This window comes from Candidatus Krumholzibacteriia bacterium, assembly GCA_030748535.1.
Taxonomy (GTDB): Bacteria; Krumholzibacteriota; Krumholzibacteriia; order JACNKJ01; family JACNKJ01; genus JASMLU01.
The window spans coordinates 1-24419 of the sequence record JASMLU010000012.1 but is presented as its reverse complement, the minus strand read 5'-3'; the positions used below and the strand labels follow the sequence as shown (position 1 = coordinate 24419).

Genomic DNA, 24419 nt, shown 5'->3' with positions numbered 1-24419 from the left:
CCTACTTCAACATCAGGATTTTGCGGCTTCCCGCCGCCTGTCCATCCACTTGCATCCGGATCAGGTAGATGCCACTGGAGAGTCGCTGGCCCCGGTAATCCCGACCCTTCCAGCTTCTCTGCTGCCTTCCCGCGGACACTTGCTCATCGACGAGAGTTCGCACTTTCTTCCCGGAGGCATCGTGAATGCTCAGGAGAACCTGCCCCGGAGCATCCAGTTCAAAGGTAATCCGTGTCTGCGGATTGAAGGGATTAGGCCAGGGAGCCTCCAGCCTTGCTCCCGGAGTGGCGGGGAGATCCGGGAGTCCTGTCGGATCGTACCCGGCATTGGCAATGACCTCGTTGAAGAAGGGACCATTGTCCATGGGCAGGGAGGGAGGAAGAGGGTCCTCTCCGGTCTCCGTGTACTCGCGAATGGTGTCCACGCTGATGTGTCCCCAGACACCCTGATGAAGGTCGACAATCGCAAGATAGACCTCGTGGCCGACGAGCGAACTGGTGTCCCAGATGCGAAGATCCATCGCGAAGGAATCCTGCCCGGTTTCGGTAAAGAGCTGTCGGCCGGTACTGTTATCAAAGAGAGAGGCGAAACATGTGTCCGGGTGGGCACCGCCACCGACCAGCAGGCTGATGCGGTTCTCGTCCAGTACAAATGGCTCGCCGAGAAGAACGCCGATGGGCAGGTTTCCCTGGAAGCTGCCGGTTGAGGAATCGGCCGGCTCCTGATAATTCTCGTAGGTTGCCAGGTAGCTGTTTCCTTCCATTCCGCTCCTGGCATCTCCCCTCTGCCAGGGGTTGTCTCCCCAGGTCGGCTGATTGTAGAACGCATTTCCGAAAAAGACGGTCCAGTGATCCCGAAGACCCCCGAGCAGGTTGATGCGAGGAACCTGATCCCAGGTTTCCAGTTCGATATTGTCAAAGCGCAGGTAGTAGAAAGTGGAGTCAGCGGTATCGACTCCATTGAAACGACTGTAGACCCACTCCTCCCCGACCCGGCTCACTTCGGCCCCATGCCCTGGATCGATGATGTTCAGGTTGTCCTTGTCCCAGTTGCCGGTCATGCTGCTACTGCTCATGTGGCTGGTGCCGGGGATGTACTGCTCGGTGAAGAAGAGGTGATACAGGCCGTCATCATCCAGGATCAACTGCGCACTTTCGAGCATGTATCCCGTGTCATTGAGAAAGAGAGGGCCTTCGTCCTGCCAGTGAACGAGGTCCTGACTGCGCGCAAGGCTGATGGCTCCCAGGCTGTCGTCTGCGGTACGTGCCGTGTTCAGCATATAGTAGCTGCGCTCGCCGGGAATGTGGAAGATCTCCGGATCCCGGCAGTTGCTCCAGGGCCAGCCCTGGTTTCCCTCGATCCAGAAAGCCCATTCTGAGGGGTGGTAGATCGGGTTCTCGGGGAAGCGTTCCCATTCAAAGAGATCACCGCTCTTTGCGCCCCCCGCGTACTGGGTGAAGAAGTAGTCGACTCCCGTGTAGTAGAGAATCCAGCCATCGCCTTCAGGGTTTTCGATGACCTCGGGCGCCCAGATACAATCGCTCTCCCAGGTTCCGGGGCGGACGTGAAGGATGCTGTCCTGCCGGGTCCAGTGGCAGAGATCCGGACTCGTGATGTGACCGAGCCACTTTTCATTCCTTCGCCAGTCCCCCACAGAATCTGGCGGGAAACTCTGGATGTAAAAGACATGGTAGAGATTATCATGGAAGACCAGCGCGTGGTCCTTGACCTGCACTCCCGGCTCTTCAATGAAATAGGGTTGCTCGAAATCAAAGAGTGCGCCTGCAGAGGCCAGCCCTGCATAGAGGGTCAGGAGACAAAAGACCCGAAGGGGTCTTTTGGGGAACAGAATCCTGGCGAGCATTAGGCCTTCCGGGAGCGGGTTCAGGGGCTAATTATAGCACGGGATATTTCCGGGGTCAAAACTCAGGTACCGCACTACCCTGTCGTGCCGGAAGCGGTCTTATGGTTCCCGGCCCGGAATTTCCACCCCGGCCAGTTGCCAGACCATTCCGAGCAGGGCCTGAGTGGAAGACCGCAGGAAGGCGGGGTTCACGGCCCCGAGAGTGTCCTGCATCGTGTTGGCCAAGGGGAAGGCATCCTCGGGACCTTCATGAAGCCAGAGGGCGGGCAGACCATAAAACCAGAACCAGTGATGGTCGCTGCTCGAGTGAGCGGGAAAGACCACTTCCAGAGTGTCGAGCCGGACGTTTTCGCAGATTTCCCCTGCGAGCGGAAGGAGGGAGGCCGCCAGATCCACACTGATGTCGTCACAGACAATCGTGAGATCGGCTTCATCGGCATCGTAGCCGACCATGTCCACATTGAGGAAGCAGATCAGGGAATCGGGGCCGTCTTCCTGATGCCATTGCTGGGCAATCGGGCGGCTGGCCTTGAGCCCGACTTCCTCGGCGGCCAGGAGGATGAGTCGAAGGGAGTTTTCTGTTTCGGCATCTTTCAAAAGCCGGGCGACTTCCAGCACTGCGGCAACACCCGAGGCATTGTCCACGGCACCGGGCGCGCGGGCCGTGGAGTCCGTCCAGGATTCCGGGTAAGCCTGGCAGTCCCAGTGCGCTCCTACGAGAACCTGTCTTTCCGGATAGAGAGTCCCCGGGAAATCCACAACGACATTGGCCGAGCGGATTGTGGCTCCATGAAAGCTGAACTCAATGCTGTCGAGACGAGCTTCATTGCCCTGTTCCTCAAGGTAATCAAGGAGCAGGTTCAGGGTCTCGTTGCAGGCGCTTTCGTACTCCATCCAGCGGCTCTGGATTGCCGAGAGCCCGGTCACCGTCTCCATGAGCCTGTCCCGGGAAACCTCTCCGGCCCGAGAGGCGAGATCGACATTCTCTTCGGGGGGAAGCAGTCCACAGGAAATCAGGAGAAGGCAGAGGGACAGGAGTATTTTCATAGAGCGAGACTAGTCGTCGTATCGGAGGCTTGCAAGCGCGGATTGGGCTTGTCTTGAGCTTCCCTGAGGATTAGGATCAGGTCAAAGGAAAGGATTGAGATGGACAGCAATCTCGCACTCGAATTTGTACAGGTTGCGGAACTGGCCGCCATTGCCGCCGCCCGCATGATCGGTCGCGGCGACGCTGATGGAGCCGATCAGGCAGCCGTGGAGGCCATGCGTGCGGCCTTCAATCAAATGCCGATGAACTCGACTGTGGTGATTGGCGAAGGCGAGCGCGATGAGGCACCGATGCTTTTTATCGGGGAGAGGGTAGGCACAGGCGAGGGCCCTGTCTTCGACATTGCGCTCGATCCTCTCGAATGCACGAACAGCGTGGCCTACGGAAAACCCAACTCTCTGGCCGTTCTGGCCGTTGCACCGGAAGGCCGCTTCCTTCATGCTCCCGACACTTATATGGAGAAGATCGCTGTCGGTCCCGATGCTGCGGGCGTGGTGGATGTGACCCTCGGTCCCGAGGAGAACCTGAAGAATCTTGCGAAGGTCAAGGGAGTTCCCGTGGAGGAACTGACGGCCGTGATTCTCGACCGGGAACGCCATGAAGAACTGATCCAGCGTGTCCGGGGCATGGGCTGTCGTATCAAGCTGATCACCGATGGCGATGTCTCTGCGGCCATTTCCACTTCCACGCCGGGAAGCAATGTGGACATCCTGATGGGCATCGGTGGGGCACCCGAAGGGGTTCTCGCCGCTGCGGCCCTGCGTTGCCTCGGTGGCGACATGCAGGCCCGTCTCGCCTTCCGCAACGACAATGAGCGGGAGCGCACCATCGCCATGGGAACAGATCCGGACAAGGTTTTCGAAATCCATGATCTGGCCGCCGGTGATGACATTCTCTTTGTGGCCACCGGCATCACGCCGGGCGACTATCTCGATGGTGTGAACTTCAGCGATTCGGGCTGTTCGACCGAGACCATGTTCATCCACAGCGCTACGGGAACCTTCCGAATCATTTCTGCGGAGCATCGCTTCGACTGGAGCCCCTGATGGCGCTTGCCATTCGGGAAACCCTTGAGGAGATGCAGGATTTCCTGGACTGGAAACGCCGTCACCATCCCGACTGGCCGGATCTCCGTCTGGAGTGGGGGCTGTTTCAGCAACTTCTTGCCGCTCTCTCTCCCGGGGAGGAAAAGTCCGGGGAGCGGATGCTCCGGGGACGGACAGTTCTGGAGGAATCCCTGAAGAAGGACCAACCCTTTGCCGCCTTCCTGAGGTGGAAGGAGTGGATGGACGCGGGAGGTTTTGATGCGGCACCTCCCTCTCCGGATTCCCTGTCCGGCGATCTGGCCGAGCGATTGGGAAACCCGGACCTGGCTTCCCTTCTTCTGAAGAAAGTAGCTCTGGAAAACGCAGATCCCGTATTGCTCTTGGCCTCTCGCTGTTCTCCTTATTCCCGAATCTTCTCTGCCATGTGTGAGTTTCTTGCCGTAAAGGGAAGCCGGGAAGAGGCTCTGGAAGCAGCGGCCTGGGCGGCACTGCTTTCCGGGGAACCGGCTCGCCACTGGAGTCTTTCGGCTCATGTCGAGTCCATCTGCGGCGAGCCCGATTCTGTGGCATCCGGTCTGGAGGAGGGGCTTCGCTCCTGTCCCGGGCATCCGGATCTCTTGCGTGAACTTGCCCGCGAACTGGAAAGGCTCGGCAAGCTGGATCTTGCAATCGAGAAGATGGAGGAAGCCGTGGAGGCTCGTCCTGCCTGGCCGGACCTTCGATTTGAACTGGCCCGGCTCTATCGGGACAGCGAGCAGGAGGAAGAATCGCTCGAGCAATTCGGAAAGGCTCTGGAATTGAATCCCTCCTATGAACAGGCCGCCACGCTTCGGGCAGAGTTGTTCCAGAGCCTGGGGGAAACGCTTCCACCGGATCTGGACGATCTGGTTTCCGAGGAGAGTCCACACCATCGTATCTACCGAATGCTCAGCGAGGTATACGCGGAACGGGGCGATGAGCGCCGGGCGGATTATTTCGCCAAGCGGGGCGCGAAGGGCTCTTCCCGACACTGAGTCGCTTCCCCCGAGGGCCAGCCTGTGCTAGTGTTTTTCCATGGAACTCTTCGAGAGGAAGGAAGCGGCGCCTCTGGCAGACCGCATGAGGCCCGATCGTCTGGACGGTTTCGTGGGGCAGGAACATCTGCTCGGGGAAGGCCGTGCCCTTCGTCGCTTCATTGAAAGCGGTCAACTGAGCAGTTCCCTGATCTTCTGGGGGCCTCCCGGAACTGGCAAAACCACTCTGGCCCGCATTCTTGCGGGTGTCGTGGATGCTCATTTCGAGAACTTCAGTGCCGTGACCAGCGGGGTCAAGCATGTGCGCGAGATCGTGAAGGCCGCGCGCGAGCGGCTTCTATTGCACTCACGTCGCAGCCTGCTCTTTGTCGATGAGATTCACCGCTTCAACAAGGCCCAGCAGGATGCCTTTCTTCCCCATGTCGAAGACGGGACGATCATTCTCGTGGGTGCCACCACCGAGAATCCCAGCTTCGAGGTGAACAGTGCCCTTCTCAGTCGCAGCCGGGTTTACACTCTTCGCGCTCTCGGGGAAGAGGATGTCCTGACCCTGCTCCGAAGGGCTCTGGTGGATTCAGAACGGGGGCTTGGAGACCGGGGACTTCGGGCAGAGGACGGGGCGCTGGAACTGATTGCCGCCGGCTCCGGGGGCGATGCTCGTAGTGCGCTCAATGCCCTGGAGATGATCGCCGGGAGCCTCGAGGGCGAGACCCTGATCCCCCGGGACTTTGTCGCCGAGAACTTTCTTCGTGGCAGCCATCTCTATGACAAGGCGGGCGAAGAGCATTTCAATCTCATCAGCGCGCTTCACAAGAGCCTTCGGGACAGTGATCCGGATGCTTCGCTCTACTGGGCGACGCGAATGCTGGAAAGCGGCGAGGATCCGCTCTACTTGGTCCGCCGGCTTCTGCGCTTTGCCAGCGAAGACATTGGCAATGCCGATCCCCGCGCCCTGTCTGTGGCCGTGGACACGATGCAGACCGTGCATTTTCTCGGGATGCCCGAGGCCGATACTGCCATTGCGCAGTGCGTACTTTATCTGGCCACGGCCGTGAAAAGCAATGCTGCCTATCGGGCCATCAAGGCGGCGAAAGAGGATGTTGAAAGTCTGCCGGACGCTCCCGTTCCCCTTCACCTTCGCAACGCTCCCACGAGGCTGATGAAGGAACTCGGATACGGGGACGGATATCAGTACGCCCACAATGATCCGGACGCGAAGGTCGATCAGGAGCACTTCCCTGAAGAAATCGGACGACGCAAGTACTACCATCCGGTCAACCGGGGCTATGAGTCCCGCATCCGGGAGTTTCTCGAGTGGCTGAAGAAGTAGGGGAATGGTGGCGGACTTTCTTTGAGGGTCCCTGGCTGGACTTCCAGCGTGCCATGGATCGCCCCGGTGAGACAGAGCCTGCTCTGCACTTTCTGCTCGATCATCTCCGCCTGAAGCCCGGGGACCGGGTTCTGGACCTGGCCTGCGGTGACGGGCGCATCGCCCGCCCCCTGTCCCGGCTTGGATATCGGGTGACCGGCCTGGATCATTCCCGGGATGTACTGGATCGCGCCCGGGAAGCAGCTCTTGAGGAAGGGCTGAAAGCAGACTTCCGCGAGGGAGACCTGCGGCGACTCCCTTTCCGTGCGAGCTTCGATGCCGCCTTCTGCTGGTGGGGGAGTTTCGGCTATTTCAATGAAAGCGGGAACCGGAGCTTCCTGCGAGGGGTCTTTCGCGCCCTTCGTCCCGGAGCCATTTTCATTCTCGACAGTGAATGCGAGGAAACGCTTCTCCCCGAGTTTATGGAAAGACAGGAGCGCAAGATCGGGGATCTCCGGCTTCGCATTCGGAACCGATTCGACCCGCTCACGCGGCGCATCGAGTCGGACTGGAGTTTCGCAAAGGATGGCATTCGGAGAAAACGCCACAGTTCTATCCGCCTCTATCGTCTGTCGGAGATCAAGAGCCTCTTTCGGGAGGCCGGTTTCGAGAAGATTCGTTCCCTGGGAAGCCTGGAGGGCGAAACCGTCAAGGAAGGCTCTCCCCGTCTTCTGATGCTCGCAAGAAAGCCCTGGACAGAAAAATAACTCACTGCTGTATAATGGTTTACAGGTTTCATCCTTTTCCGGCTCGCATCCTCGCAAGTTCCTCGCTATGCTCTTTCTGCTCATGTTCTTGGCTTTCCTGAATCGCAGGCTGGGAGTTTGTCTTCTGGTCTTGACCTTCCTGTCCCTTCTTTCGCATTCCCCTGTGGAGGCGGAAGAAGTGTATTTTGCGAACGCGGAACTTTCCGTCTTGCGGGTACAGATCCTGCAATCCGGGCGACAATGGTATCCCGAAATGAACCCCCGCCTGCGCATGGATCCCGGGGACCGTGCCTCCCGTCTTCTGCCCCTTTCCTCCCGCCAAGCTTCCTCCTTCCCTGCGGACTTCGAACGCCGGGATTTCCCCGATCCGATCCTGCGCCATCTGGATTGGGGAGATAGTGGGCAGTTTACCGGCGGCATCCGGGAGCAGGGGGATTTTGGAGACTCCCGACTGCAGGCCCTGACGGCGGCCCTCGAGTCTTCCTTCCTGCTGTCGGTGTCGGCAGCGAAGCCGACGGACTTCAATCTTTCCGAGCAGCAGTTCTCTGACCTATTGCAGAGCCGTGGCAGGGAATCCAGTCCGGACAGGATGGCGGTCCTCTGTGAACTGGCCAGCCGGGAAGCTCTCTATGAGGAACACGCCTGGCCGGTGAGCAGACAGAGTACCCGCAGTTTTCGTTTTGAGGAGGCGGAACTGATCTGTCGCAGTCCCAATCCTGCAGCACTTCGTTATGCGCTGGAAAGCCGGGGTCCCCTGCTGACGGAAATGCGGGTCTTTCCCAGTTTTGAAGCCTATGGCGGTGGGGTATATCAGGAACTTTCCGGCGAGACTCCCCTGGGTGTGCAGGCCGTTTTATTGATCGGATACGATCTGGACGAGTCCAGCTGGATTGTCCGAAACAGTTGGGGCGAAGAGTGGGGAGAGGAAGGAAACTGTCGGATCTCCTGGAAGAGCCGCTCCGGGATCGGAACCCTGGCTCGCTCCTTCTCCTCTCTGCCCGGGGAAGGTCCCCATGCCTTCATGCGTCTGGAACTGGGAGTCCAAAGCAGTCGCGAGCCGCTGTTCTGGGAGGACGCTTCGATCTCACCGGGAAGCAGGATTGTTCGCATCGACTGGGATTTCGACGGGGATGGTCGCTGGGATGCCGGGGGTCCGGGCCCCCATGAGGTGTTCTTCCGCGAAGAAGGGTTCTTTAGCCCCCGCCTGAGAGTTCGGGATCGTGCAGGGCGCATCGACGAACAGGTTCTCCGGGATGCGATCGAGGTGCGATACGAGGGCCCGTCCTGGTTCGTGGATTCCGAAAGAGGAAGCCCCTACGGAAGCGGGTCGGCAAAGGATCCTCTGCAGCGCATCGACGATGCTCTCGCGCGGGCCTTCCCCGGCGACAGCATCCTCCTTCGTCCGGGTATCTATCGGGGAATCCACAATGTGGATCTTCAGCCCGGCGATGTCCTTCTTCGGGGAAGCGGAGAACTGGGCGAGGTGATTCTTGATGGTGAAGGGCGAAGCCGGCTCCTGCACCTGAAAGAGGGGCAGAAACTGACACTGGAAAACCTGGTGCTTCGGCGGGGTTTTGCAGACAGAGGCGGCGCGATTCTCTGCGAGGAAGGCACGATCCTGGAAGCCCGGAGCTGCATTTTCGAAAACTGTGAGGCCGAAGAAGGCGGTGCGATTTTCAGTACCGCATTCAGCCTTCTCTCCGAGGTCAGCTTCCTGCAAAACCGTGCCGGCTCCGGCGGCGCTCTTTTTCGGAGCGGCGGTGACTTGCGCATTCTCAGTGGCCACTTTGAGGAGAATCAGGCCAGCTCCCCGGATGCAAAGGGCGGGGGTGCGATTCACTCTTCGGAGGACGGTCTCCTGTCCGTGGACAACTCCCTTTTCCTGTACAACCAGAGCCAGGCCATTGGAGGCGCGATCTCTCATGAGAGTGGCGAGGCCCGCTTGCGCTTTCTCACTTCCTTTGGAAACTCCTCTCTCAGTGAAGGTGCCTCTCTTGCTTTCATCGGGGGGGAAGCGGAGGTGATGAACAGCATCTTCTGGCAGGATCACTCGCCGGAGGGAACCGCGGTCCTCCCCAACGCAGGAACCCGACTTCATCACTGTCTGCTGGAAGGGGACTTTCCCGGCGAAGGTAATCTTGCCGGCGACCCTCTCTTTGAGGCCCCGGAAGCTGGTGATTTCCATTTGAGGGAAAGCAGTCCCTGCCTTTCTGCTGCAATGCTTCAGGAGGATCTGTCTCGGGATGCCGAAGGCTTCCCCCGTTTCCGCCCGGAGGGATCAAGCCCCGATCTGGGTGCTTTTGAGTCCGCTTTCTCGGCCTCGCCCCGGGAGATTCGGGACGAGGAAGTCCTGGCAAGGGTGCAGATTGCTGGCAATGTGCCCAATCCCTTCAACCCGACGACCCGCATTTTCTTTGAGCTGGAGGAAGCGGCGGAACTGAACCTCACAGTCTTCAGCACTTCGGGACAGGAAGTGGCGCGACTTCTCGAGGAAAGTCTGCCTGCAGGAATGCATGAACTTTCCTGGACGGCCATCGGGGAAGAGGGCGAGCCTCTGGCCAGCGGCGTTTATCTTCTTCGCCTCGAGTGCCTCTTCCCGGACGGACGGGTGGAGATGGCCCTGCACAAGATGAGCCTCATCAAGTAGATTCGCTCCGGATCTCCCCTGTCATCGGCACGAAGCGGACGGGACAAATCACCTCTTCTTCTCCTCTCTTGTTGAAGCGAATCAGTTTCTGGGGAAGCTCTTCGAGAGGGGCGATGAGGACACCATTGTGATCCAGTTGTGCGAATAGCGCCGGGGGAATGAAGGGAGCTGCGGCCGTGAGAAGAATGACATGGAAGGGAGCGGCCTCGATCCAGCCCCGGTATCCGTCTGCCAGCCTGTATTCGATATCTCCGTATCCTGCCGTTTTCAGATTCTTTCGGGCCTGCTTTCCCAGTGTTTCCAGAATCTCGACAGTCCATACCCGGCATCCGCATGCGGCCAGAACGGCCGTCTGGTAGCCGGAACCCGTGCCGATCTCGAGAACCCGGAGACCGGGTCTGGCTCCGGCCAACTCGGTCATGAGGGCCACGATGTAGGGTTGGCTGATGGTCTGTCCCTGGCCGATGGGGAGGGGAGAATCGGAGTAGGCTTCTTTTTGGAGGGATTCGGGGACAAACAGGTGGCGGGGCACTTCTTCCATGGCCGCCAGCACACGGGGATCCTTCACGCCGCGAGCCCGAATCTGCTTTTCCACCATTTGCTTCAGCATGGATGAAGTCTAGCTCCCGAATTTCCCGCTGAAAAGGACGATTCCCTCCGGATTGACGATTCCTCCGGAATGGGCTAGCTTGTCATTCTTGCCAACTCGATCCGGAGGTCGCGATGAAAGTGCGCGTGTGGTGCATAATCTCCTTCTTGTTCGTCAGTCTCCCCCTTCTTGCCGAACCCGGTGTTCCCGGAGTTCCTCCGGAACTTGGAGGACCCGGCTTTGAAGAGTGGGTCAAGGGCCAGCCCGGATGGAAGACCGCCACACCCTCGGCTGTGGGCAACCCGGAGGCCGTCAAGGGCGGGAAACTTCGTATGGCAATGGTGGAGTTTCCCTCGACCCTTCGAATTGTGGGCAAAGACTCCAACAGCACCTTTCTTTCTGCGGTTTCCAGCCTTCTCTTCAACTCCCTCCTGACTCTCGACAGCAAAACTCTTGATATTGCTCCGGATCTCGCCACTCACTGGCGTATCTCCGAAGACAAGATGACTTTCAGTTTCCGCATCAATCCGGAGGCTCGCTGGTCTGACGGCATGCCCGTGACCAGCGATGATGTCATCGCGTCCTGGCAGCTCCGGGTCGATGAGGGCATCCTGATGCCCTACACTAACATTCTCTATGGGAAATACGAGGAGCCGGTGGCGGAAAGCCCCTACCTGGTTCATGTGACCACGATTGAGGAGAACTGGCGCCACTTCCTCTACTTCGGGATTTCCCTGGCTCTCATGCCCGCGCACATTATCGGGGGAATGGATGGATCGGAGTATCTGGAGGAGTTTCAGTTCAAGAGCATGCTGGGAACCGGTCCCTATGGAATCGACGAGGACAATATCGACACGGGCCGAAGCGTTGTCATCACCCGTCACAAGAACTGGTGGAACGCCGATGCCCCGGAGAATCGGGGTCTCTACAATTTCGATGAAATTGAGTGGGTCGTGGTCATGGACGAGCGCCTGCATCTCGAGAAGTTCAAGAAGGGCGAACTGGACGTCTATGCGGTCGGCAAGGCGGCCTGGTGGGTCAACGAGTTCAACTTCGACGAGATTCAGCGCGGAGTGGTGCAAAAGAGAAAGATCTACAATGAGAAGGTTCGAGGCATCAGTGGACACGCCCTGAACATGCGGGAGATGCCCTTCAATGACATTCGCGTTCGCAGGGCCATGGCGCATCTCTACAACCGTGACAAGCTCATCGACAAGCTCTTCTTCAACGAATACGACAAGAACTTCAGCTATTTTCCCGGGGGCGTTTACGAGAATCCCGACAATATCCGCTACGAATATGACCCGGTGAAGGCTCAGAAACTACTGGCCGAAGCCGGCTGGGATTCCAAGAACTCAGATGGCTGGCTTGTCAATAATGCGGGCGATGTTTTCGAACTGACCCTGACCTTTGACAGCCCGAGCTGGGAAAGGATCCACACGGTCTTTCAGGAAGACCTGGCCAAGGCGGGTATCAGGCTCCACATGAAGCAGATGACCTCTGCCACCCAGTTCAAGAACAACATGGAGCACAACTTCAAGATTGCCTTCCAGAGCTGGGGTGGTCTCTTCTGGCCCAACCCGAACAGTTCCTGGCATTCCCTTACCGCCGACGAAACACCCTCGACCAATATCTGCGGGGTCAAGGATGCCTATATCGACTCCATCGCGAAACTCTACGATGAGGAATACGATCAGCGGCGCCGGGAGGAACTGATCCGGAAGATCGACTATCGTCTCAGTGAGCTGTCTCCCTATGCTCTGGCCTGGGCCGGGCCTTTCCATCGCCTTGTCTTCTGGAACAAGTTCGGCTTCCCGGAGGGATATGTGGGGAGAACCGGAGATTACCTGGCAATCCAGAGCCTCTGGTATGAGGATCCGGCTCGCAAGAAGGCCATGGATGCGGCTATTTCCGATCCATCCATGACCCTGCCCGTGGGGGAAACTCTGGATCGATACTGGCCGAAGCGACTGGGTAAAAACTAGAATGACCGCCTATTTCATCCGTCGTTTTCTGCTGATCATCCCCACCTTTCTGGGGATCACGATTCTTGTCTTCACCATCATGCAGATGGTGCCTGGCGGCCCGCTGGAGCAGGAGATGCTCAACCTTCAGGCCGGACTGATGGCCGGGGGCGAAGGCGGGGGCGGCGGCAGCGGCGACATGGTCGGCCACATCGAGATTCCTCCCGATGCCCTGGAGGAAATGAAGCGCTTCTACGGCTTCGACAAGCCCGGCCCCGTTCGCTATCTGCGTTGGCTGGGCCTTTGGCCCCGTGAAATGGATGGAGTCACTCTCAAGCCCGGCAAGTGGAAGAAACTTCAAAAGGGCGTGAAGGTTCGGGCGCTGGAGCTTTCGGAGAAACCCGGCGAGTTCGAGCTGGAATACGACTTCAGCAAACTCCGCAAGAACTGGCAGGTTGCCGAAGTCAGGGAGATGGCTTCCGGGGAACAGGAACTTGTCATTGCCTGGCTGAAGTTCAAGGGTTCCTGGGTTCGACGCATGGAGGATTCCCTGCTCGTGAATCCCGGCGAGTGGACAGCACTTCCTGGCAACATTCTCGGGCGCGTTCTTTCCGGAGAGGGAGATCCTTCTCTCTGGCCCGTGGAAATCGATACCGCACCCCTGGAAAAGAAATGGCGCATCACCAGCATTGAGCAGCCGGAGGAATCGGGCGAGCCGACGAAGGTCATCGTCGCCTGGACCCGTTTTTCCGGACTACTGACCGGCGATCTCGGCCGAAGCTATGTCTATGCGAAGCCTGTCGGCGAAGTGATCCGCGCGCGGTTCCCGATTTCGATCTACTTTGGATTGATCGGTTTCATGCTCAGCTATCTGGTCTGCATTCCCCTGGGAGTGATGAAGGCTATCCGTCATGGAAGCCGCTTTGACGCGCTTTCGAGTGCCATCGTGCTGATCGGCTACTCCATTCCCGGTTGGGCGCTCGGTGCCGTGCTTCTGGTGCTCTTCGGAGGGGGGAGCTTCTGGGATGTCTTTCCCCTGGGCGAATTCCGAAGCCCCGGCTGGGAGGACTTTACCATTTGGCACAAGATCACCGACCAGGTTCATCATACGATTCTGCCCGTGATCGCCTACATGGTCGGCAGCTTTGCCACGCTGACTGTGGTAATGAAGAACTCTCTTCTGGAAAATCTGGGACAGGACTATGTCCGGACAGCCTTTGCGAAAGGTCTGCATGAGCGAAAGGTCGTCTTCGTCCATGCCCTGAGAAACAGCCTGATCCCCATTGCCACAGGACTTGGGCACCTCTTGAGCCTGATTCTGGCCGGCAGCTATCTCATCGAGAAGGTCTTCAATATCCAGGGATTCGGTCTTCTTGGGTTCACCAGCATCCTGAAGCGGGACTATCCCGTGGTGCTCGGGATTCTCGTGATTGGAGCCCTGCTTCGACTCTTCGGGAACATTTTCAGTGACATCCTTTATGCGGTGATTGATCCGCGCATCCGCTTCAAGTAGGAAGAAAATGGCCAGGAAGGACAAACAGACTGCAAGCGTGAGTATCTTTCGCAAGCGATTGCGGAAGTTCAAGACACTCAAGCGTGGCTACTATTCCTTTCTTATTCTCAGCAGCCTCTATGCCCTGAGTTTCCTGCTCCCGCTTCTTGTGAACAACAAGCCAGTCTGGATGAGCTATGAGGGCAAGGCCTACTTCCCCATGACGAAGCACTACGAGGCCGAAATCTTTGGCATGTCCGGGAGCGGTGAGCCGGACTATCGCAAACTGCAGGTCAAGTTGAAGGAAGAGGGCAGCGGCCGCATCATCATGCCGCCCTATCCCTATCATCCCAACGAGTCCCTGCTGGAATTGCCGGGACAGCCGCCGCACTTTCCCAGTGCCGAGCACTGGTGCGGCACGGACAACCGGGGTCGCGATGTCTTTGCTCGCCTGGTCTACGGCTTCCGCATCTCCATCAGCTTTGCCCTGATCACCATGACGATTTCCTATATCGTGGGAATCACGATTGGAGCCCTCCTGGGATACTTCGGCGGACGCTTCGACATAACGATGCAAAGGCTGATTGAGGTCTGGAGCTCGATGCCCTTCCTCTACACGATTATCATCATCAGCTCAATTTTGCAGCCGACCTTCCTGCTCCTGGTCTTCGTACTTACTCTCTTCGGCTGGATCGGCATGACCTACTATGTCCGCGGTGAGTTCTACCGGGAGAAGGCGAAGGACTATGTCGCCGCAGCCATCGCAATGGGAGCCGGACACCGGGAAGTGATCTTCCGCCACATTCTGCCCAATGCCTTGACTCCCGTGGTCAGTTTCGCGCCCTTTGCCGTGGTGGCCTATATCGGTTCACTGGTGAGTCTGGACTTCCTTGGGTTCGGCTTGGCACCACCCACGCCAAGCTGGGGCCAGTTGGTTCAGCAGGGCATGGATGATATCACTTTTGCCTGGTGGCTGGTGCTGACTCCTCTGTCCGCGCTCTTTATGACCCTGCTCATGGTGGTCTTTATCGGGGAGGCCGTGCGTGAGGCCTTTGATCCCAAGGTATTCTCGAGGTTACGCTGATGAAGAAGCTATTTGAAATCCGCGGGCTCGTGACCCGTTTCAATACAGAGGCGGGGCTGGCCACGGCCGTTGACGGCGTGGACTTCGACATCTATGAGGGCGAGGTTCTCGGCATCGTGGGAGAAAGCGGAAGTGGCAAGAGTGTGACCGCGCTCAGCCTGACCCGCCTGATTCCCAACCCGCCCGGCGAGGTGGCCGAGGGCGAGGTTCTCTACAAGGGCCGCGACTTGCTCCAACTCAAGTACTCGGAACTGCACAAGATTCGTGGCAAGGAAATCGCCATGATCTTTCAGGAGCCGATGACCAGCCTGAACCCGGTGTTCACCATTGGCTACCAGGTTCGGGAGATCATCGAACTTCACGAGGATCTATCCAGAGCCGAGGTGCAGCGCCGGGCCGTCGAGATGCTGGAGCTTGTCGGTATTCCCGATGCTGAGAAACGCATGAAGGATTACCCACATCAGTTTTCCGGAGGAATGCGGCAGCGCGCGATGATCGCCATGGCGCTGGCCTGCAACCCGGCCCTTCTCATCGCCGATGAACCGACCACGGCTCTGGATGTCACGATTCAGGCACAGATCATCGAACTCATGCTCACGGTCAAGGAGAAGCGCCCCGAAGCGGCGGTCATGCTGATCACTCACGATCTGGCCGTGGTGGCCGAGACCTGCGAGCGCGTCATCGTCATGTACGGAGGCAAGATCCAGGAGATGGCGGAAGTGGGGGAGCTGTTCCGGAAACCGCTTCACCCCTACACCCGGGGGCTTCTCGAGAGTCTGCCACGCCCCGGGGAAAAGAAAGAGGAGCTATCGACGATTCGTGGCATGGTCCCCAGTATTTTCGATATGCCTCTTGGCTGCAAGTTCTGCACACGCTGCGATCTTGCCGAAGAACGCTGCTTTACGGAAGAGCCGGAACTTCAGGAAGTCTCCGAGGGACACAAGCTCCGTTGTCATCTGCCCATGGGAGGGTCGGCATGAGCAAGACCATCCTGAGCGTGAAGGATCTCAAGGTTTACTATCCGATCTTCGGCGGCGTGATGTTGCGGAAAGTCGCAGAGGTGAAGGCTGTCGATGGAGTGGACTTCGAACTCATTGAAGGTGAAACCCTGGGTCTGGTCGGCGAGTCCGGTTGCGGGAAAAGCACGGTGGGTCGTTCGATCCTCAATGTCCTCTGGACCACGGCACCCGACGTGGAGATTTCCGGCGAAATCAACTTCCATCGGGACGATCAATGCACGAATCTGGTCGGCCTGAATCGCAAGAAGATGAAACCATTCCGCACGGACCTGCAGATGATTTTCCAGGATCCCTACAGCTCTCTCAATCCGCGCATGACGGTGGGGCAGATCATTGAAGAGCCGCTGAAGATCCACAAGAAGGAAATGGGCAGGGCTGAGCGCATGGAGCGCGTAGGCTGGCTACTCGACAAGGTGGGCCTGAGCGCAGAGCAGAGCAATCGCTATCCCCATGAGTTTTCCGGCGGGCAGCGTCAGAGGATTGGTTTTGCAAGGGCTCTTGCCACCAATCCTAAAGTGATCATTGCCGATGAGCCGGTCAGCGCACTGGATGTTTCCATTCAGGCTCAGGTCATCAACCTGCTGAAGGAACTTCAGAACGAATTCGGACTGACCTACCTCTTCATCGCCCATGACCTCAGTGTGGTCGAGCACATCAGTGACCGCATTGCCGTGATGTACCTGGGGAATATCGTCGAGATCGGTGCGGCGAAGGATGTGTATTTCAATCCTTCCCATCCTTACAGCAAGGCCCTTCTCTCCGCCGTTCCCCTGCCGGATCCCGATCGTGCGGAGAAGGGGCAGAGGATCGTCCTCAAGGGCGATGTTCCCACTCCCATCAACAAGCCCTCCGGCTGTGCCTTCCGGACCCGTTGTCCCATCGCCAGGGAAGAGTGCGCCGGGGAAGTTCCGAAACTGAAGGAAGTCAGTCCGGGGCATTTCGCCGCCTGTCCTTATCATGAGGAAATGAAAGGCTAGTCCCGGTCCGGCAAGCCCGGACGCACCATGAGGGACTTCTCCCTTTCACAGAGAGCCTGCCCCGGAGCTGCCTTCCGGGGCTTTCTCACATAGCGTTTTTCCGTGAAGATGACCGGGACTAGCCCGCTGTTTCGCGCCTTGCTGAACCAGGCGGCGATGGCGGCCGTTTCCTCCAGAATATGCTTTGGCACTTCCTTGTGTCCGGCCATGCGAAGCAGGACATGGCTGCCGGACACGGATTGGGCATGGAACCAGAGGTCTTTCTGCGAGGCAGCCTTGTGCGTGAGTTCGTCGTTTTCGCGGTTGTTGCGACCCACCCAGACCTGCCATCCGCCCTTCAGTTCAAAGCGGCGAAAGGGAAGGGACTCCGGCTGCGGGGTTTTTTTCTTCCGTGGCTCTTTCGGTGCTTGGGGCAGCCAGAGACTCAGGAGACCTTCTTCTTCCTCTTCGTCCAGAAGCTTGTCGGCCTTTCGCAGCAAGTTGCCGGATGTGCGAATTTCACTTTCACACTGTTCGAGCCGTTTGCGGATGAGTTCAAGTCCGCGCTCTGCTTTTCCCGCCCGCTTGTAGAGCCGGTCCAGATTTTTCCTCGGGCCATCGCCGGAGTTCAGTTCAATATGCAGGATCCGGCCTTCCTCGTGGACATCCTCCAGTTCGATGCTCTCCATTCCCCGCTTCGCCTGAGACAGCTTGGCGGCCAGAGTGTCCGCCTGCCGACGCAGTTCCTCTCCGCCTTCGGCACCGGAAAGATCCTCACGGAGTTTGACTTGAAGGCGCTCGGCTTTACTACCAATTGAAGTGTGGTGGCGATGGATCTCCCGGTGCATTTCAAAACAGCGCCGCCGGGATCGGTTTTCCCGGCCCAGAAGGCAGAGGGCCTCGGCAAAGGGCAGAGCCTCTTCGGGTTCTGCTTCTGCGGGAAGGATGAAGCCGGGACGAAAGTCGCGAGCCGGAAAGAGATGGAGCTGCCAGAGAGGGCTGGAATTGAGAAGCTGATCCAGAGCGGTTTCAATTTCCCCGGGTCCGGCTTCATCCCTGCGAAGCCACTGGAGAATGACTGGAGAAAAGCCCCGAACCTTCCCTTCCCCCGCGAGATTTTCGTAGAAATCCTCCCCGGGTGGTAAGAACTTGCCCGGCCTGGCCGGCTCTCCTCGCCCCAGAAGGTAGTCAGCACCGGGTTTGACCTGCGCAGAGCCCTTTCGGCTGGCACGAATGACCTGAAAATCCTCTCCGCAGAGAACCGCCCGCCCTCCGGCGAAAAACTCGATAAAAAGGTGTAAGCGATTGGTATTTCCCAAGATAGCGTCTGCTTCAAAGTCCAGTCGCAGGAGACTTTGCCCGGACAAGGGGGTGGAACCCAGAAATCGGGCCCCGAGAAGGTGATCGGGCAGGAAAGTGAAGTCGTGACGACGGTCTTGGAACTGAAAATGCTCCCGGCTCTCCGGGAGGGGCGGACTGAGGAAGAGTGAAAGTTCGTCCTGATGGAGCGCAAGGTGCAATTCTTCCCCATCCTTCCCTGAAAACTGCAGGGAAAGCAGGGGGCCGCTCCAGTGAACCCTGTCCACGCGTCGCTCCCGGAGTGTCTCCAGAAGCGCTTGCGCAAGCATCAGTTGAGGGAAGTCGATCATGGGAGTGAGGCTAACATGAGAATCCCATCCGTCAAGGCAGGGCCTTTTCTTCTGCTCCTCTTTTTGGGCCTTTCTTCCTCTGTGGCCTCTCCGCTCTGGGATTTTCAGCCCGCGGACAGTCTTTTCTGGCGGGCGGATACCCTGGAAGTAGACCTGCTGTCCGGGGAAACCGGCTCCACGAGCCTGATCTTTCTCAACACTCTGGAAGACAGTCTGGGCACGATGAGCCTCAGCCTTCCCTCGCATTTCTATTCCGAAAGCGGGGGGCTGCTGGATCGTGAGCGCATGACGGTTCTCTCCGGCGACATCGTTCCTCTTGCTCCCGGCGACAGCAGTCTGGTGGAACTCCAGTTCAGTGTTCCTGCAGAAACACCTCCGGGCCTTTACTATTCGAGTCTCCGGGCCGTGAGCGAAGATCATGTGATCGTCGACTCAGTGGTTCTGGAACTTCGGATTCGTGATGAGCGGCGGCTTCTCATCGCTCCCAATCCCGTTTATTGCGACCGGCACTCCAGCGTGGAATTCCGCATCGCCTGTGATGAGGACATGAGCGCAGTGATCGACATCTACACGCAGGCCATGGAGAAGGTGATCCGCCTGGCTGGAGGCGAGGTTTGGGAAGAGGGCAGTGTCCAGTCCCTTCACTGGGATCTCTGCAATGAGGCGGGGAGACCGCTTGCGAGCGGGATGTACATCGTTCTTGCCCGCTATGAAATCTCCGGCATCGCTCAGGTGGAAAGTCAGCGCCTGATGCTGCTGAGATAGGAGGAGAGATGGAAAACAGGAGACAAAATCTGGTTCTGGGAGCCTTCATTGCGGCCTTCCTGCTTCTGCTCCTGCTCACCGGGGGGGCGAAAAGTGATGAACTGCATTCCCAGGTGGGAAGCAGCCATTCGTCCCTTCCGGGCATGGATGCTCGAGCGGCCGGACTCGGCTGGGCCGTGACCGGTCTGGGCATGGGAGCCTCGGGCGTGGAGTTCAATCCGGCTTCCCTGATGAGAAGCGAAAGCTCCCAGCTTTTCCTGAGCCATTCCCAGTGGGTGCTCGACTCTCCGCTCGATCAGGTTTTCTATGCCCGACCCTTTGGAAAGACGGGGATGATCTCACTCGGTCTTCTCAGCATGAACTACGGGAGCATCGAGGAAACTTTCATTGATGGAAGCAGCAGTGGACGTTTTCTCGGCGCTTCAGACCTTCATGGCTTTGCTTCCCTGTCCCTGCCTCTTCACCCGCTCTTGCGTGCGGGTCTCACGGTAAAGGCTCTTCAGAAGAATCTGGGTGGGGAAAAAGTGGGCGGGGTGATGGCTTCGGCAGGAGTCCAGACTCAGGAAATCGAGGGCATTCGCCTGGGCCTTTCCTGGCTCGATGTCGGCCCTCCTCTCGGATTTCGTCAGGGGCTGGCTCCTTCTCCCTGGAAGGTTCGTTTCGGTGCTTCGCATCGCCTGGAACTGGCTCCCGACCATGTTCTGATCAACCTTCTCGACTATGTGCATCCCCGCGACAACTTCCCTTCTCTGGGAATCGGAAGCGAGTGGACCTGGAGGAATCTCCTTTCCCTGCGTGTCGGTTACCGGCGAAGTGTCGAGGATGACGGGACCCCCGAAGGGGATCGTTTCCACTATGGCTTTGGGCTGAAGCACGATGGCTACTGTTTCGACTACGCCTATGGCGACCATGCGGATCTGTCGCCCGTGCATCGGGTGAGCCTGTCCTGGTCCTTCGGGAAGAAGAAAACCTGGACGGCTCCCGTTCCCCGCAGCATTCCTCCGCCGAGAAAACTGCCGCGCCTGAAGCCTCTGCCCGAGCAGGCCTTCTTTGGTGAAATGCTCTTCGGCGAAAGTGGTCTCATGGAGGAAAGCCGCAAGAAGTTGCGTCACTACTTTGAGCGACTTGCGGTGACACAGGGAGTGGTGGGCGTGGAGTTCCGTTGCTGGGTAGTCTCAAGCGGCGATGCGAAAGAGGATCGGAATGCGAGCCTGCAGCGTCTGCAAATCCTGCGGGATACTCTGGTGTCCTGGGGCTACCCTCACGCGAAAATCGGACTTCGGGCCAGGGGTGGTGACGAGAGGGACCGGATCGAGGCGCACCTGATCCTGGACTAGCTACTCCCACTTCACCTTGCGGTCATCGGCATCGATAATCTGAAGCGAGCCGGAAGCGTCACTTCCCACGATTTCCACGATCCCGTCTCCATCGATGTCGAAGAGGTCCATTTCCTCTCCGAAGCTCTCCCCGAAATCCCATTCGAGTTGCCGGAACTTGGCATCAAGAACCAGCCCGCTGTTCAGCACGATTTCCGCGTCCCCGTCCTTGTCCACATCGGCCACGGCAATGCGCGTGCCGGCATAGTCCTCACCGCTGCGGTATTCCTCCGTTTCGGTGTCCCCGCTCATGATGACCAGCTTGCCATCGGCAATGAGCAGGATCTCCGGCTTCTTGTCCCCGTCTGCGTCAAAAACCGTGAAACAGGAAATGGTTTCGAAATAGCCTTCCGGAGTTCTCCAGAGATCCTTGCGTGTGTCCTTGTTGATGACAAAGAGGTCGCCCTGCCGCGTGCTCACGACCAGCTCATAGCGGGAGTCGCCGGTGCATTCTGCCAGGCGGATCTCCTTGACCGGCGCCCAAACTTCTCTTTGATGCTTCATGCTGAGCTTGCCGGTCATCCGGTCCCGCTCCATGAAGAAGAGCATTCCCCGGTCAGTTCCATAGACGAAGGCATCCCTTGTGTCGTCAATCATCTCCGCGTCCCGATGATGTTCCACAAAGGCCCAGGGGTAGGACTGGTTCACCCAGTTCTGGGCGCTCGCAGAATAGGAAATCAGGAGAAACGGAATCAGGGCGATTGCTTTCATGAGGCCTCCTTGGTGGGGGAGGATAGCAGGGAATGCTTGCAGACGACAAGAAAGAGAAGATAAACTCTCCACTGGATTTCACTACGGAGGTTTCCCGTGATTCGAAGCATGACCGGATTTGGCAGCGCCACGGTGCAGGAAGAGGGTCTGGAAATCCAGGCGGAGATCCGCTCGGTCAACAACCGCTTTTTCGACTTCCAGCCCCGTCTTCCCCGCGAACTGGGTTTTCTGGAGGCGGAGATTCTGGAAAAGACTCGCCGGAGTTTGGGCCGTGGCCGGGTAACGGTGACCCTTTCCCTGGAAAGCCGGGGTTCTTCCTCCCTGCCCGAACTGAACGAAGAGGCTCTTGCGCATTATCACGAGCAGATCCGAAAGATCCGATCTATGGGACGGGAATTGGCCGTGGATCATCTCGGCGCTTCCTTTCTTCAGCTCCCCGGTCTCTTCCTTGATTCCGACGGGAACCAGGATGCTGACCGGCTTCGCAGCCTTGCGCTCCGCGCTCTCGATGAGTCCATCGCCGATATTCTGTCCATGAAGGAAAAAGAGGGCGCTGCCCTTTCCGACGATCTTCTGTCCTGTCTGGATCGAATCGAGGAGAGCCTGCAACGCATCCGCAAGGCGACCCCGCAGATGAAGGCCTCTTTGGCCGCGAACCTCCGCAAACGCCTGGAGGATTTGCTGGACGATCTTCCCGTCGATCCCCAGCGTCTGGCCCAGGAGGCGGCCATCCTGGTGGACAAGGCCGATGTCAGCGAGGAAATCACGCGCCTGGATTCCCATCTCGAGCAGTTCCGCGAGTCGATCCATGCCGGTGGAGAGGTCAGCAAGAAGCTGGGTTTTCTGATTCAGGAGATTCTCCGCGAAAGTAATACCATCGGATCCAAGAGTCAGGATCTGGAAATTACACGCGATGTTTTGTTGATTAAGGAGGAAACAGAAAAACTCCGGGAGCAGATTCTGAACCTGGAGTAGCGTCCTTCTCCGAGAGGTTCACATGGTCATGGATCCCGCTTCCTCGCTGGCGCTGGTCGTTTCCGGACCCTCCGGTAGTGGCAAGACCACTCTGGTGAAGCACCTCATGCTTCGCTTTTCCCGCAGTCATTTCTCGATCAGTGCTACCACCCGCCCTCTTCGGGGCGAAGAGGTTGACGGCGTGGATTACCGTTTTCTCGATCAGGAGAGTTTCCGCGAGCTTCGCGAGGGGGAGGGTCTTCTGGAGTGGGCCGAAGTTCACGGAGAGTATTACGGCTCCTTGCGTAGCGAAGTCGTTCCCTTTCTCGACGAAGGAAGAACCGTTTTTCTCGATATCGATGTGCAGGGTGGTTTGCAGGTGAAGGAAGCCCTGGGTCCCCGCGCCTGGCTCCTCTATGTCCTTCCTCCCGACCGGGAGACCCTGGAGGATCGCCTTCGGGGACGGGGAACCGAGGCAGACGAGAAGGTCGCACTGCGACTGGAGAACGCTCTGGGCGAGTTGGCCGAGATCCCCCGCTACGACTCTGTCGTGATCAATGAAGACCTTTCGGCCGCGGTTGATGAGGCCGAACGCCTGATTCGATCCCGCGAGGCCAACAGCGCCGCCTGGCTCGAGGGAGGGGGCCGCGAGCTTCTACGCGAGCGTTTCTCCCTGAGTCTTCCCTAGGCTCGGATTGTTCACATGTTCAAAGGCGGAGGAATACCCGCTTGGGTCGGGCTGGTCGGCTGGCAAGTTTTGCGCCGATCACCGAAGCAGCGTTAGCGGTTTCGTGCCGAGAAGCCGGCTCCCCGATTCAGCTCTCAGGAAATAGACCCCCGATTTCATTTCATGTCCGCCATCGTCTCTTCCATCCCATTCGAAACGGTGTTCTCCTGCGGGATATTCTCCGGCGCCCAGGCTACGGATCCTTCTGCCATCGACCGAGAAAATGCTCAAGCGGAGAACCGAGGAATGGGGCAGGTCGAATGAAATCGAGGTGCTTCGATGAAAGGGATTGGGGTATGCATGGATGAACTTCCGATCTCCGATGACTTCCCCAACAGCGACCGATCCTCCGAGTTCATCCAGTAGAATCTGTCGGATCTTCCCGGCTCCTTCGGCAGTGCCGGGCACGGCGTGATCGGTGATTTCGCCAATGAAGTGCCAATACTTCGTGCAGGAAAGTGCATCAAAGTAAAGCGCGGCTTGTTCGTCGGCGTGGGTCTCATCTTCGCTTTGCACGAAGTGGATTCGGGTGGCGTGGTCGAAGTCGCGGATTGCATTGGGTGAGACGAGAGACACCGAATCCAGAGCCGTGTGGACCATCTCTTCCATTTCAGGGGGAACATAGCGGTTCACGCAATAATCCCCGTTCCCTACCCATCCCATGAGGTAATCCGTGAACCAGAATCCCATGAGCCCGTCGGGCCACCGTGCCGGGTCGTCGATCTCTCCAAACACCGCTCGCTTCAGATCGGCTACCGGCGGCCCGCCACTCAGGATGGCCATGTCTATGTAGTCATCGAGGCCGTAGAGTGCGAGTCCATTTGCGTAAGCGGTTTCAATCGTAAGCTCCGCCTCCGGCCCGAAGTCCGTGTAATAGCTTGTTCCTGTTCCTCCGGTAGTCAGTATCAATGCGCCGAGGGAGGATGAATTTCGATAGCATCGAAGAGTCAACTCGCGTGGTGGCAGATCTTCACTGAGAACTTCCAGGGTTTGACACTCCACTTCGTGACCAAAGGCCCAGCAGGATTCAATGCTGAGAACCGTTACGCTCGAACGCGGATTCCCCGAGCTGCGCACAAGGGGGCGCAAATCGGCGATGGCCAGCGAGCTTACAAGGAGCATGGATCCAAGAATGAACCGGAGCATGAACCAATCCTTCAAGGCGGGATGTCTCATGGAGTGGAGCTTACATTATAGCAGAAGGAGGGTTCTTTGTGAGCATGTCACCGTGTGAATCAAAGTGCGTCCCGGCTCTTGCCCTCTCGCTCGCGGTTTCTGGTATCCCGTTTTCAATTTGGAGGATTATCTGAGGATTCCATCGACTGCGGAGAAATCACAGCCCTAGATAGTAACAACAGTCTAGCTGGCGCCCAACGCGAACCTGCGCCGGGCGGTGACCGCATCGGCCGGCCCGGCGGGAGCGACGTTGCAGATACTGG

Annotated in this window: 20 protein-coding genes; 14 read left to right on the top strand and 6 right to left on the bottom strand. The window is 58.2% G+C overall.

All coding sequences use genetic code 11. The features are described 5' to 3' along the window. Position 1: 1 nt before the first annotated feature. Entirely contained in the window at positions 2 to 1864 is a 1863-nt protein-coding gene (locus tag QGH30_08625) for a FlgD immunoglobulin-like domain containing protein (GenBank protein ID MDP7022402.1), read from the bottom strand. 99 nt (positions 1865 to 1963) lie between these two features. Continuing rightward, the gene (locus tag QGH30_08620) at positions 1964 to 2911 is read right to left on the bottom strand and encodes a M20/M25/M40 family metallo-hydrolase (protein MDP7022401.1); all 948 of its coding nucleotides are present in this window, start codon (positions 2909 to 2911) and stop codon (positions 1964 to 1966) included. Positions 2912 to 3010: 99 nt separating this feature from the next. On the opposite strand from QGH30_08620, the gene glpX reads away from it, so the two are divergent. From glpX to QGH30_08595, 5 genes are all read left to right on the top strand, one after another. Next, complete coding sequence (glpX, locus tag QGH30_08615) at positions 3011 to 3958, top strand: class II fructose-bisphosphatase (GenBank protein ID MDP7022400.1); 948 nt, start codon at positions 3011 to 3013, stop codon at positions 3956 to 3958. After that, positions 3958 to 4971: a tetratricopeptide repeat protein gene (locus QGH30_08610; GenBank protein ID MDP7022399.1), complete on the top strand. Its 1014-nt coding sequence runs from the start codon at positions 3958 to 3960 to the stop codon at positions 4969 to 4971. The genes glpX and QGH30_08610 overlap by 1 nt, the downstream gene beginning before the upstream one ends. 40 nt (positions 4972 to 5011) lie before the next feature. After that, positions 5012 to 6301 carry a replication-associated recombination protein A gene (locus QGH30_08605; protein MDP7022398.1) on the top strand — a complete coding sequence of 430 codons (1290 nt, stop codon included), beginning with the start codon at positions 5012 to 5014 and terminating at the stop codon, positions 6299 to 6301. Next, positions 6286 to 7047, top strand: coding sequence for a methyltransferase domain-containing protein (locus QGH30_08600; GenBank protein ID MDP7022397.1), 762 nt, complete (start codon positions 6286 to 6288; stop codon positions 7045 to 7047). Before QGH30_08605 ends, QGH30_08600 begins: the two co-directional genes overlap by 16 nt. 82 nt (positions 7048 to 7129) lie before the next feature. Beyond that, a complete protein-coding gene (locus QGH30_08595; GenBank protein MDP7022396.1) occupies positions 7130 to 9694 on the top strand; it encodes a C1 family peptidase in 2565 nt (854 codons plus the stop codon). On the opposite strand, the gene QGH30_08590 is transcribed toward QGH30_08595, so the two are convergent. Next, positions 9687 to 10304 (bottom strand): protein-L-isoaspartate(D-aspartate) O-methyltransferase, encoded by a 618-nt coding sequence (locus tag QGH30_08590; GenBank protein ID MDP7022395.1) that lies wholly within the window; start codon positions 10302 to 10304, stop codon positions 9687 to 9689. The genes QGH30_08595 and QGH30_08590 overlap by 8 nt on opposite strands. Positions 10305 to 10417: 113 nt before the next feature. Here QGH30_08590 and QGH30_08585 point away from each other — a divergent pair, with 113 nt between their 5' ends. Genes QGH30_08585 through QGH30_08565 form a run of 5 tightly spaced genes read left to right on the top strand, consistent with a single transcriptional unit; the run spans position 10418 to position 16819 of the window. Continuing rightward, positions 10418 to 12268 carry an extracellular solute-binding protein gene (locus QGH30_08585; protein MDP7022394.1) on the top strand — a complete coding sequence of 617 codons (1851 nt, stop codon included), beginning with the start codon at positions 10418 to 10420 and terminating at the stop codon, positions 12266 to 12268. A gap of 1 nt (position 12269) precedes the next feature. Further along, positions 12270 to 13760 (top strand): ABC transporter permease subunit, encoded by a 1491-nt coding sequence (locus tag QGH30_08580; GenBank protein MDP7022393.1) that lies wholly within the window; start codon positions 12270 to 12272, stop codon positions 13758 to 13760. 7 nt (positions 13761 to 13767) lie between these two features. After that, positions 13768 to 14823: an ABC transporter permease subunit gene (locus QGH30_08575; protein MDP7022392.1), complete on the top strand. Its 1056-nt coding sequence runs from the start codon at positions 13768 to 13770 to the stop codon at positions 14821 to 14823. Next, complete coding sequence (locus QGH30_08570; GenBank protein ID MDP7022391.1) at positions 14823 to 15803, top strand: ABC transporter ATP-binding protein; 981 nt, start codon at positions 14823 to 14825, stop codon at positions 15801 to 15803. Before QGH30_08575 ends, QGH30_08570 begins: the two co-directional genes overlap by 1 nt. Then, the gene (locus tag QGH30_08565) at positions 15800 to 16819 is read left to right on the top strand and encodes an ATP-binding cassette domain-containing protein (GenBank protein MDP7022390.1); all 1020 of its coding nucleotides are present in this window, start codon (positions 15800 to 15802) and stop codon (positions 16817 to 16819) included. Before QGH30_08570 ends, QGH30_08565 begins: the two co-directional genes overlap by 4 nt. On the opposite strand, the gene QGH30_08560 is transcribed toward QGH30_08565, so the two are convergent. Beyond that, entirely contained in the window at positions 16816 to 18447 is a 1632-nt protein-coding gene (locus tag QGH30_08560; protein MDP7022389.1) for an NFACT RNA binding domain-containing protein, read from the bottom strand. The genes QGH30_08565 and QGH30_08560 overlap by 4 nt on opposite strands. 15 nt (positions 18448 to 18462) lie before the next feature. Between QGH30_08560 and QGH30_08555 the strand changes: the two genes are divergently transcribed. Together QGH30_08555 and QGH30_08550 are read left to right on the top strand one after the other, a co-directional pair. Beyond that, positions 18463 to 19212, top strand: coding sequence for a hypothetical protein (locus QGH30_08555; GenBank protein MDP7022388.1), 750 nt, complete (start codon positions 18463 to 18465; stop codon positions 19210 to 19212). A gap of 8 nt (positions 19213 to 19220) precedes the next feature. Then, positions 19221 to 20549: a PorV/PorQ family protein gene (locus QGH30_08550; protein ID MDP7022387.1), complete on the top strand. Its 1329-nt coding sequence runs from the start codon at positions 19221 to 19223 to the stop codon at positions 20547 to 20549. Here QGH30_08550 and QGH30_08545 read toward each other — a convergent pair whose 3' ends face one another. Further along, the gene (locus tag QGH30_08545; protein ID MDP7022386.1) at positions 20550 to 21299 is read right to left on the bottom strand and encodes a VCBS repeat-containing protein; all 750 of its coding nucleotides are present in this window, start codon (positions 21297 to 21299) and stop codon (positions 20550 to 20552) included. 96 nt (positions 21300 to 21395) lie between these two features. Between QGH30_08545 and QGH30_08540 the strand changes: the two genes are divergently transcribed. Together QGH30_08540 and gmk are read left to right on the top strand one after the other, a co-directional pair. Next, complete coding sequence (locus QGH30_08540; GenBank protein MDP7022385.1) at positions 21396 to 22274, top strand: YicC/YloC family endoribonuclease; 879 nt, start codon at positions 21396 to 21398, stop codon at positions 22272 to 22274. 22 nt (positions 22275 to 22296) lie between these two features. Further along, complete coding sequence (gmk, locus tag QGH30_08535; GenBank protein MDP7022384.1) at positions 22297 to 22941, top strand: guanylate kinase; 645 nt, start codon at positions 22297 to 22299, stop codon at positions 22939 to 22941. A gap of 78 nt (positions 22942 to 23019) precedes the next feature. Here gmk and QGH30_08530 read toward each other — a convergent pair whose 3' ends face one another. After that, positions 23020 to 24126, bottom strand: a complete 1107-nt coding sequence (locus QGH30_08530; GenBank protein ID MDP7022383.1) for a FlgD immunoglobulin-like domain containing protein — start codon at positions 24124 to 24126, stop codon at positions 23020 to 23022. Between the last annotated feature and the right edge of the window lie 293 nt (positions 24127 to 24419).

Excerpts from the sequence above, each read along its gene's own strand:
- QGH30_08625 (MDP7022402.1), bottom strand. The coding sequence starts at position 1,864 with ATGCTCGCCAGGATTCTGTTCCCCAAAAGACCCCTTCGGGTCTTTTGT.
- QGH30_08620 (MDP7022401.1), bottom strand. The coding sequence starts at position 2,911 with ATGAAAATACTCCTGTCCCTCTGCCTTCTCCTGATTTCCTGTGGACTG.
- glpX (MDP7022400.1), top strand. The coding sequence starts at position 3,011 with ATGGACAGCAATCTCGCACTCGAATTTGTACAGGTTGCGGAACTGGCC.
- QGH30_08610 (MDP7022399.1), top strand. The coding sequence starts at position 3,958 with ATGGCGCTTGCCATTCGGGAAACCCTTGAGGAGATGCAGGATTTCCTG.
- QGH30_08605 (MDP7022398.1), top strand. The coding sequence starts at position 5,012 with ATGGAACTCTTCGAGAGGAAGGAAGCGGCGCCTCTGGCAGACCGCATG.
- QGH30_08595 (MDP7022396.1), top strand. The coding sequence starts at position 7,130 with ATGTTCTTGGCTTTCCTGAATCGCAGGCTGGGAGTTTGTCTTCTGGTC.
- QGH30_08590 (MDP7022395.1), bottom strand. The coding sequence starts at position 10,304 with ATGCTGAAGCAAATGGTGGAAAAGCAGATTCGGGCTCGCGGCGTGAAG.
- QGH30_08585 (MDP7022394.1), top strand. The coding sequence starts at position 10,418 with ATGAAAGTGCGCGTGTGGTGCATAATCTCCTTCTTGTTCGTCAGTCTC.
- QGH30_08580 (MDP7022393.1), top strand. The coding sequence starts at position 12,270 with ATGACCGCCTATTTCATCCGTCGTTTTCTGCTGATCATCCCCACCTTT.
- QGH30_08575 (MDP7022392.1), top strand. The coding sequence starts at position 13,768 with ATGGCCAGGAAGGACAAACAGACTGCAAGCGTGAGTATCTTTCGCAAG.
- QGH30_08570 (MDP7022391.1), top strand. The coding sequence starts at position 14,823 with ATGAAGAAGCTATTTGAAATCCGCGGGCTCGTGACCCGTTTCAATACA.
- QGH30_08565 (MDP7022390.1), top strand. The coding sequence starts at position 15,800 with ATGAGCAAGACCATCCTGAGCGTGAAGGATCTCAAGGTTTACTATCCG.
- QGH30_08560 (MDP7022389.1), bottom strand. The coding sequence starts at position 18,447 with ATGATCGACTTCCCTCAACTGATGCTTGCGCAAGCGCTTCTGGAGACA.
- QGH30_08555 (MDP7022388.1), top strand. The coding sequence starts at position 18,463 with ATGAGAATCCCATCCGTCAAGGCAGGGCCTTTTCTTCTGCTCCTCTTT.
- QGH30_08550 (MDP7022387.1), top strand. The coding sequence starts at position 19,221 with ATGGAAAACAGGAGACAAAATCTGGTTCTGGGAGCCTTCATTGCGGCC.
- QGH30_08545 (MDP7022386.1), bottom strand. The coding sequence starts at position 21,299 with ATGAAAGCAATCGCCCTGATTCCGTTTCTCCTGATTTCCTATTCTGCG.
- gmk (MDP7022384.1), top strand. The coding sequence starts at position 22,297 with ATGGTCATGGATCCCGCTTCCTCGCTGGCGCTGGTCGTTTCCGGACCC.
- QGH30_08530 (MDP7022383.1), bottom strand. The coding sequence starts at position 24,126 with ATGCTCCGGTTCATTCTTGGATCCATGCTCCTTGTAAGCTCGCTGGCC.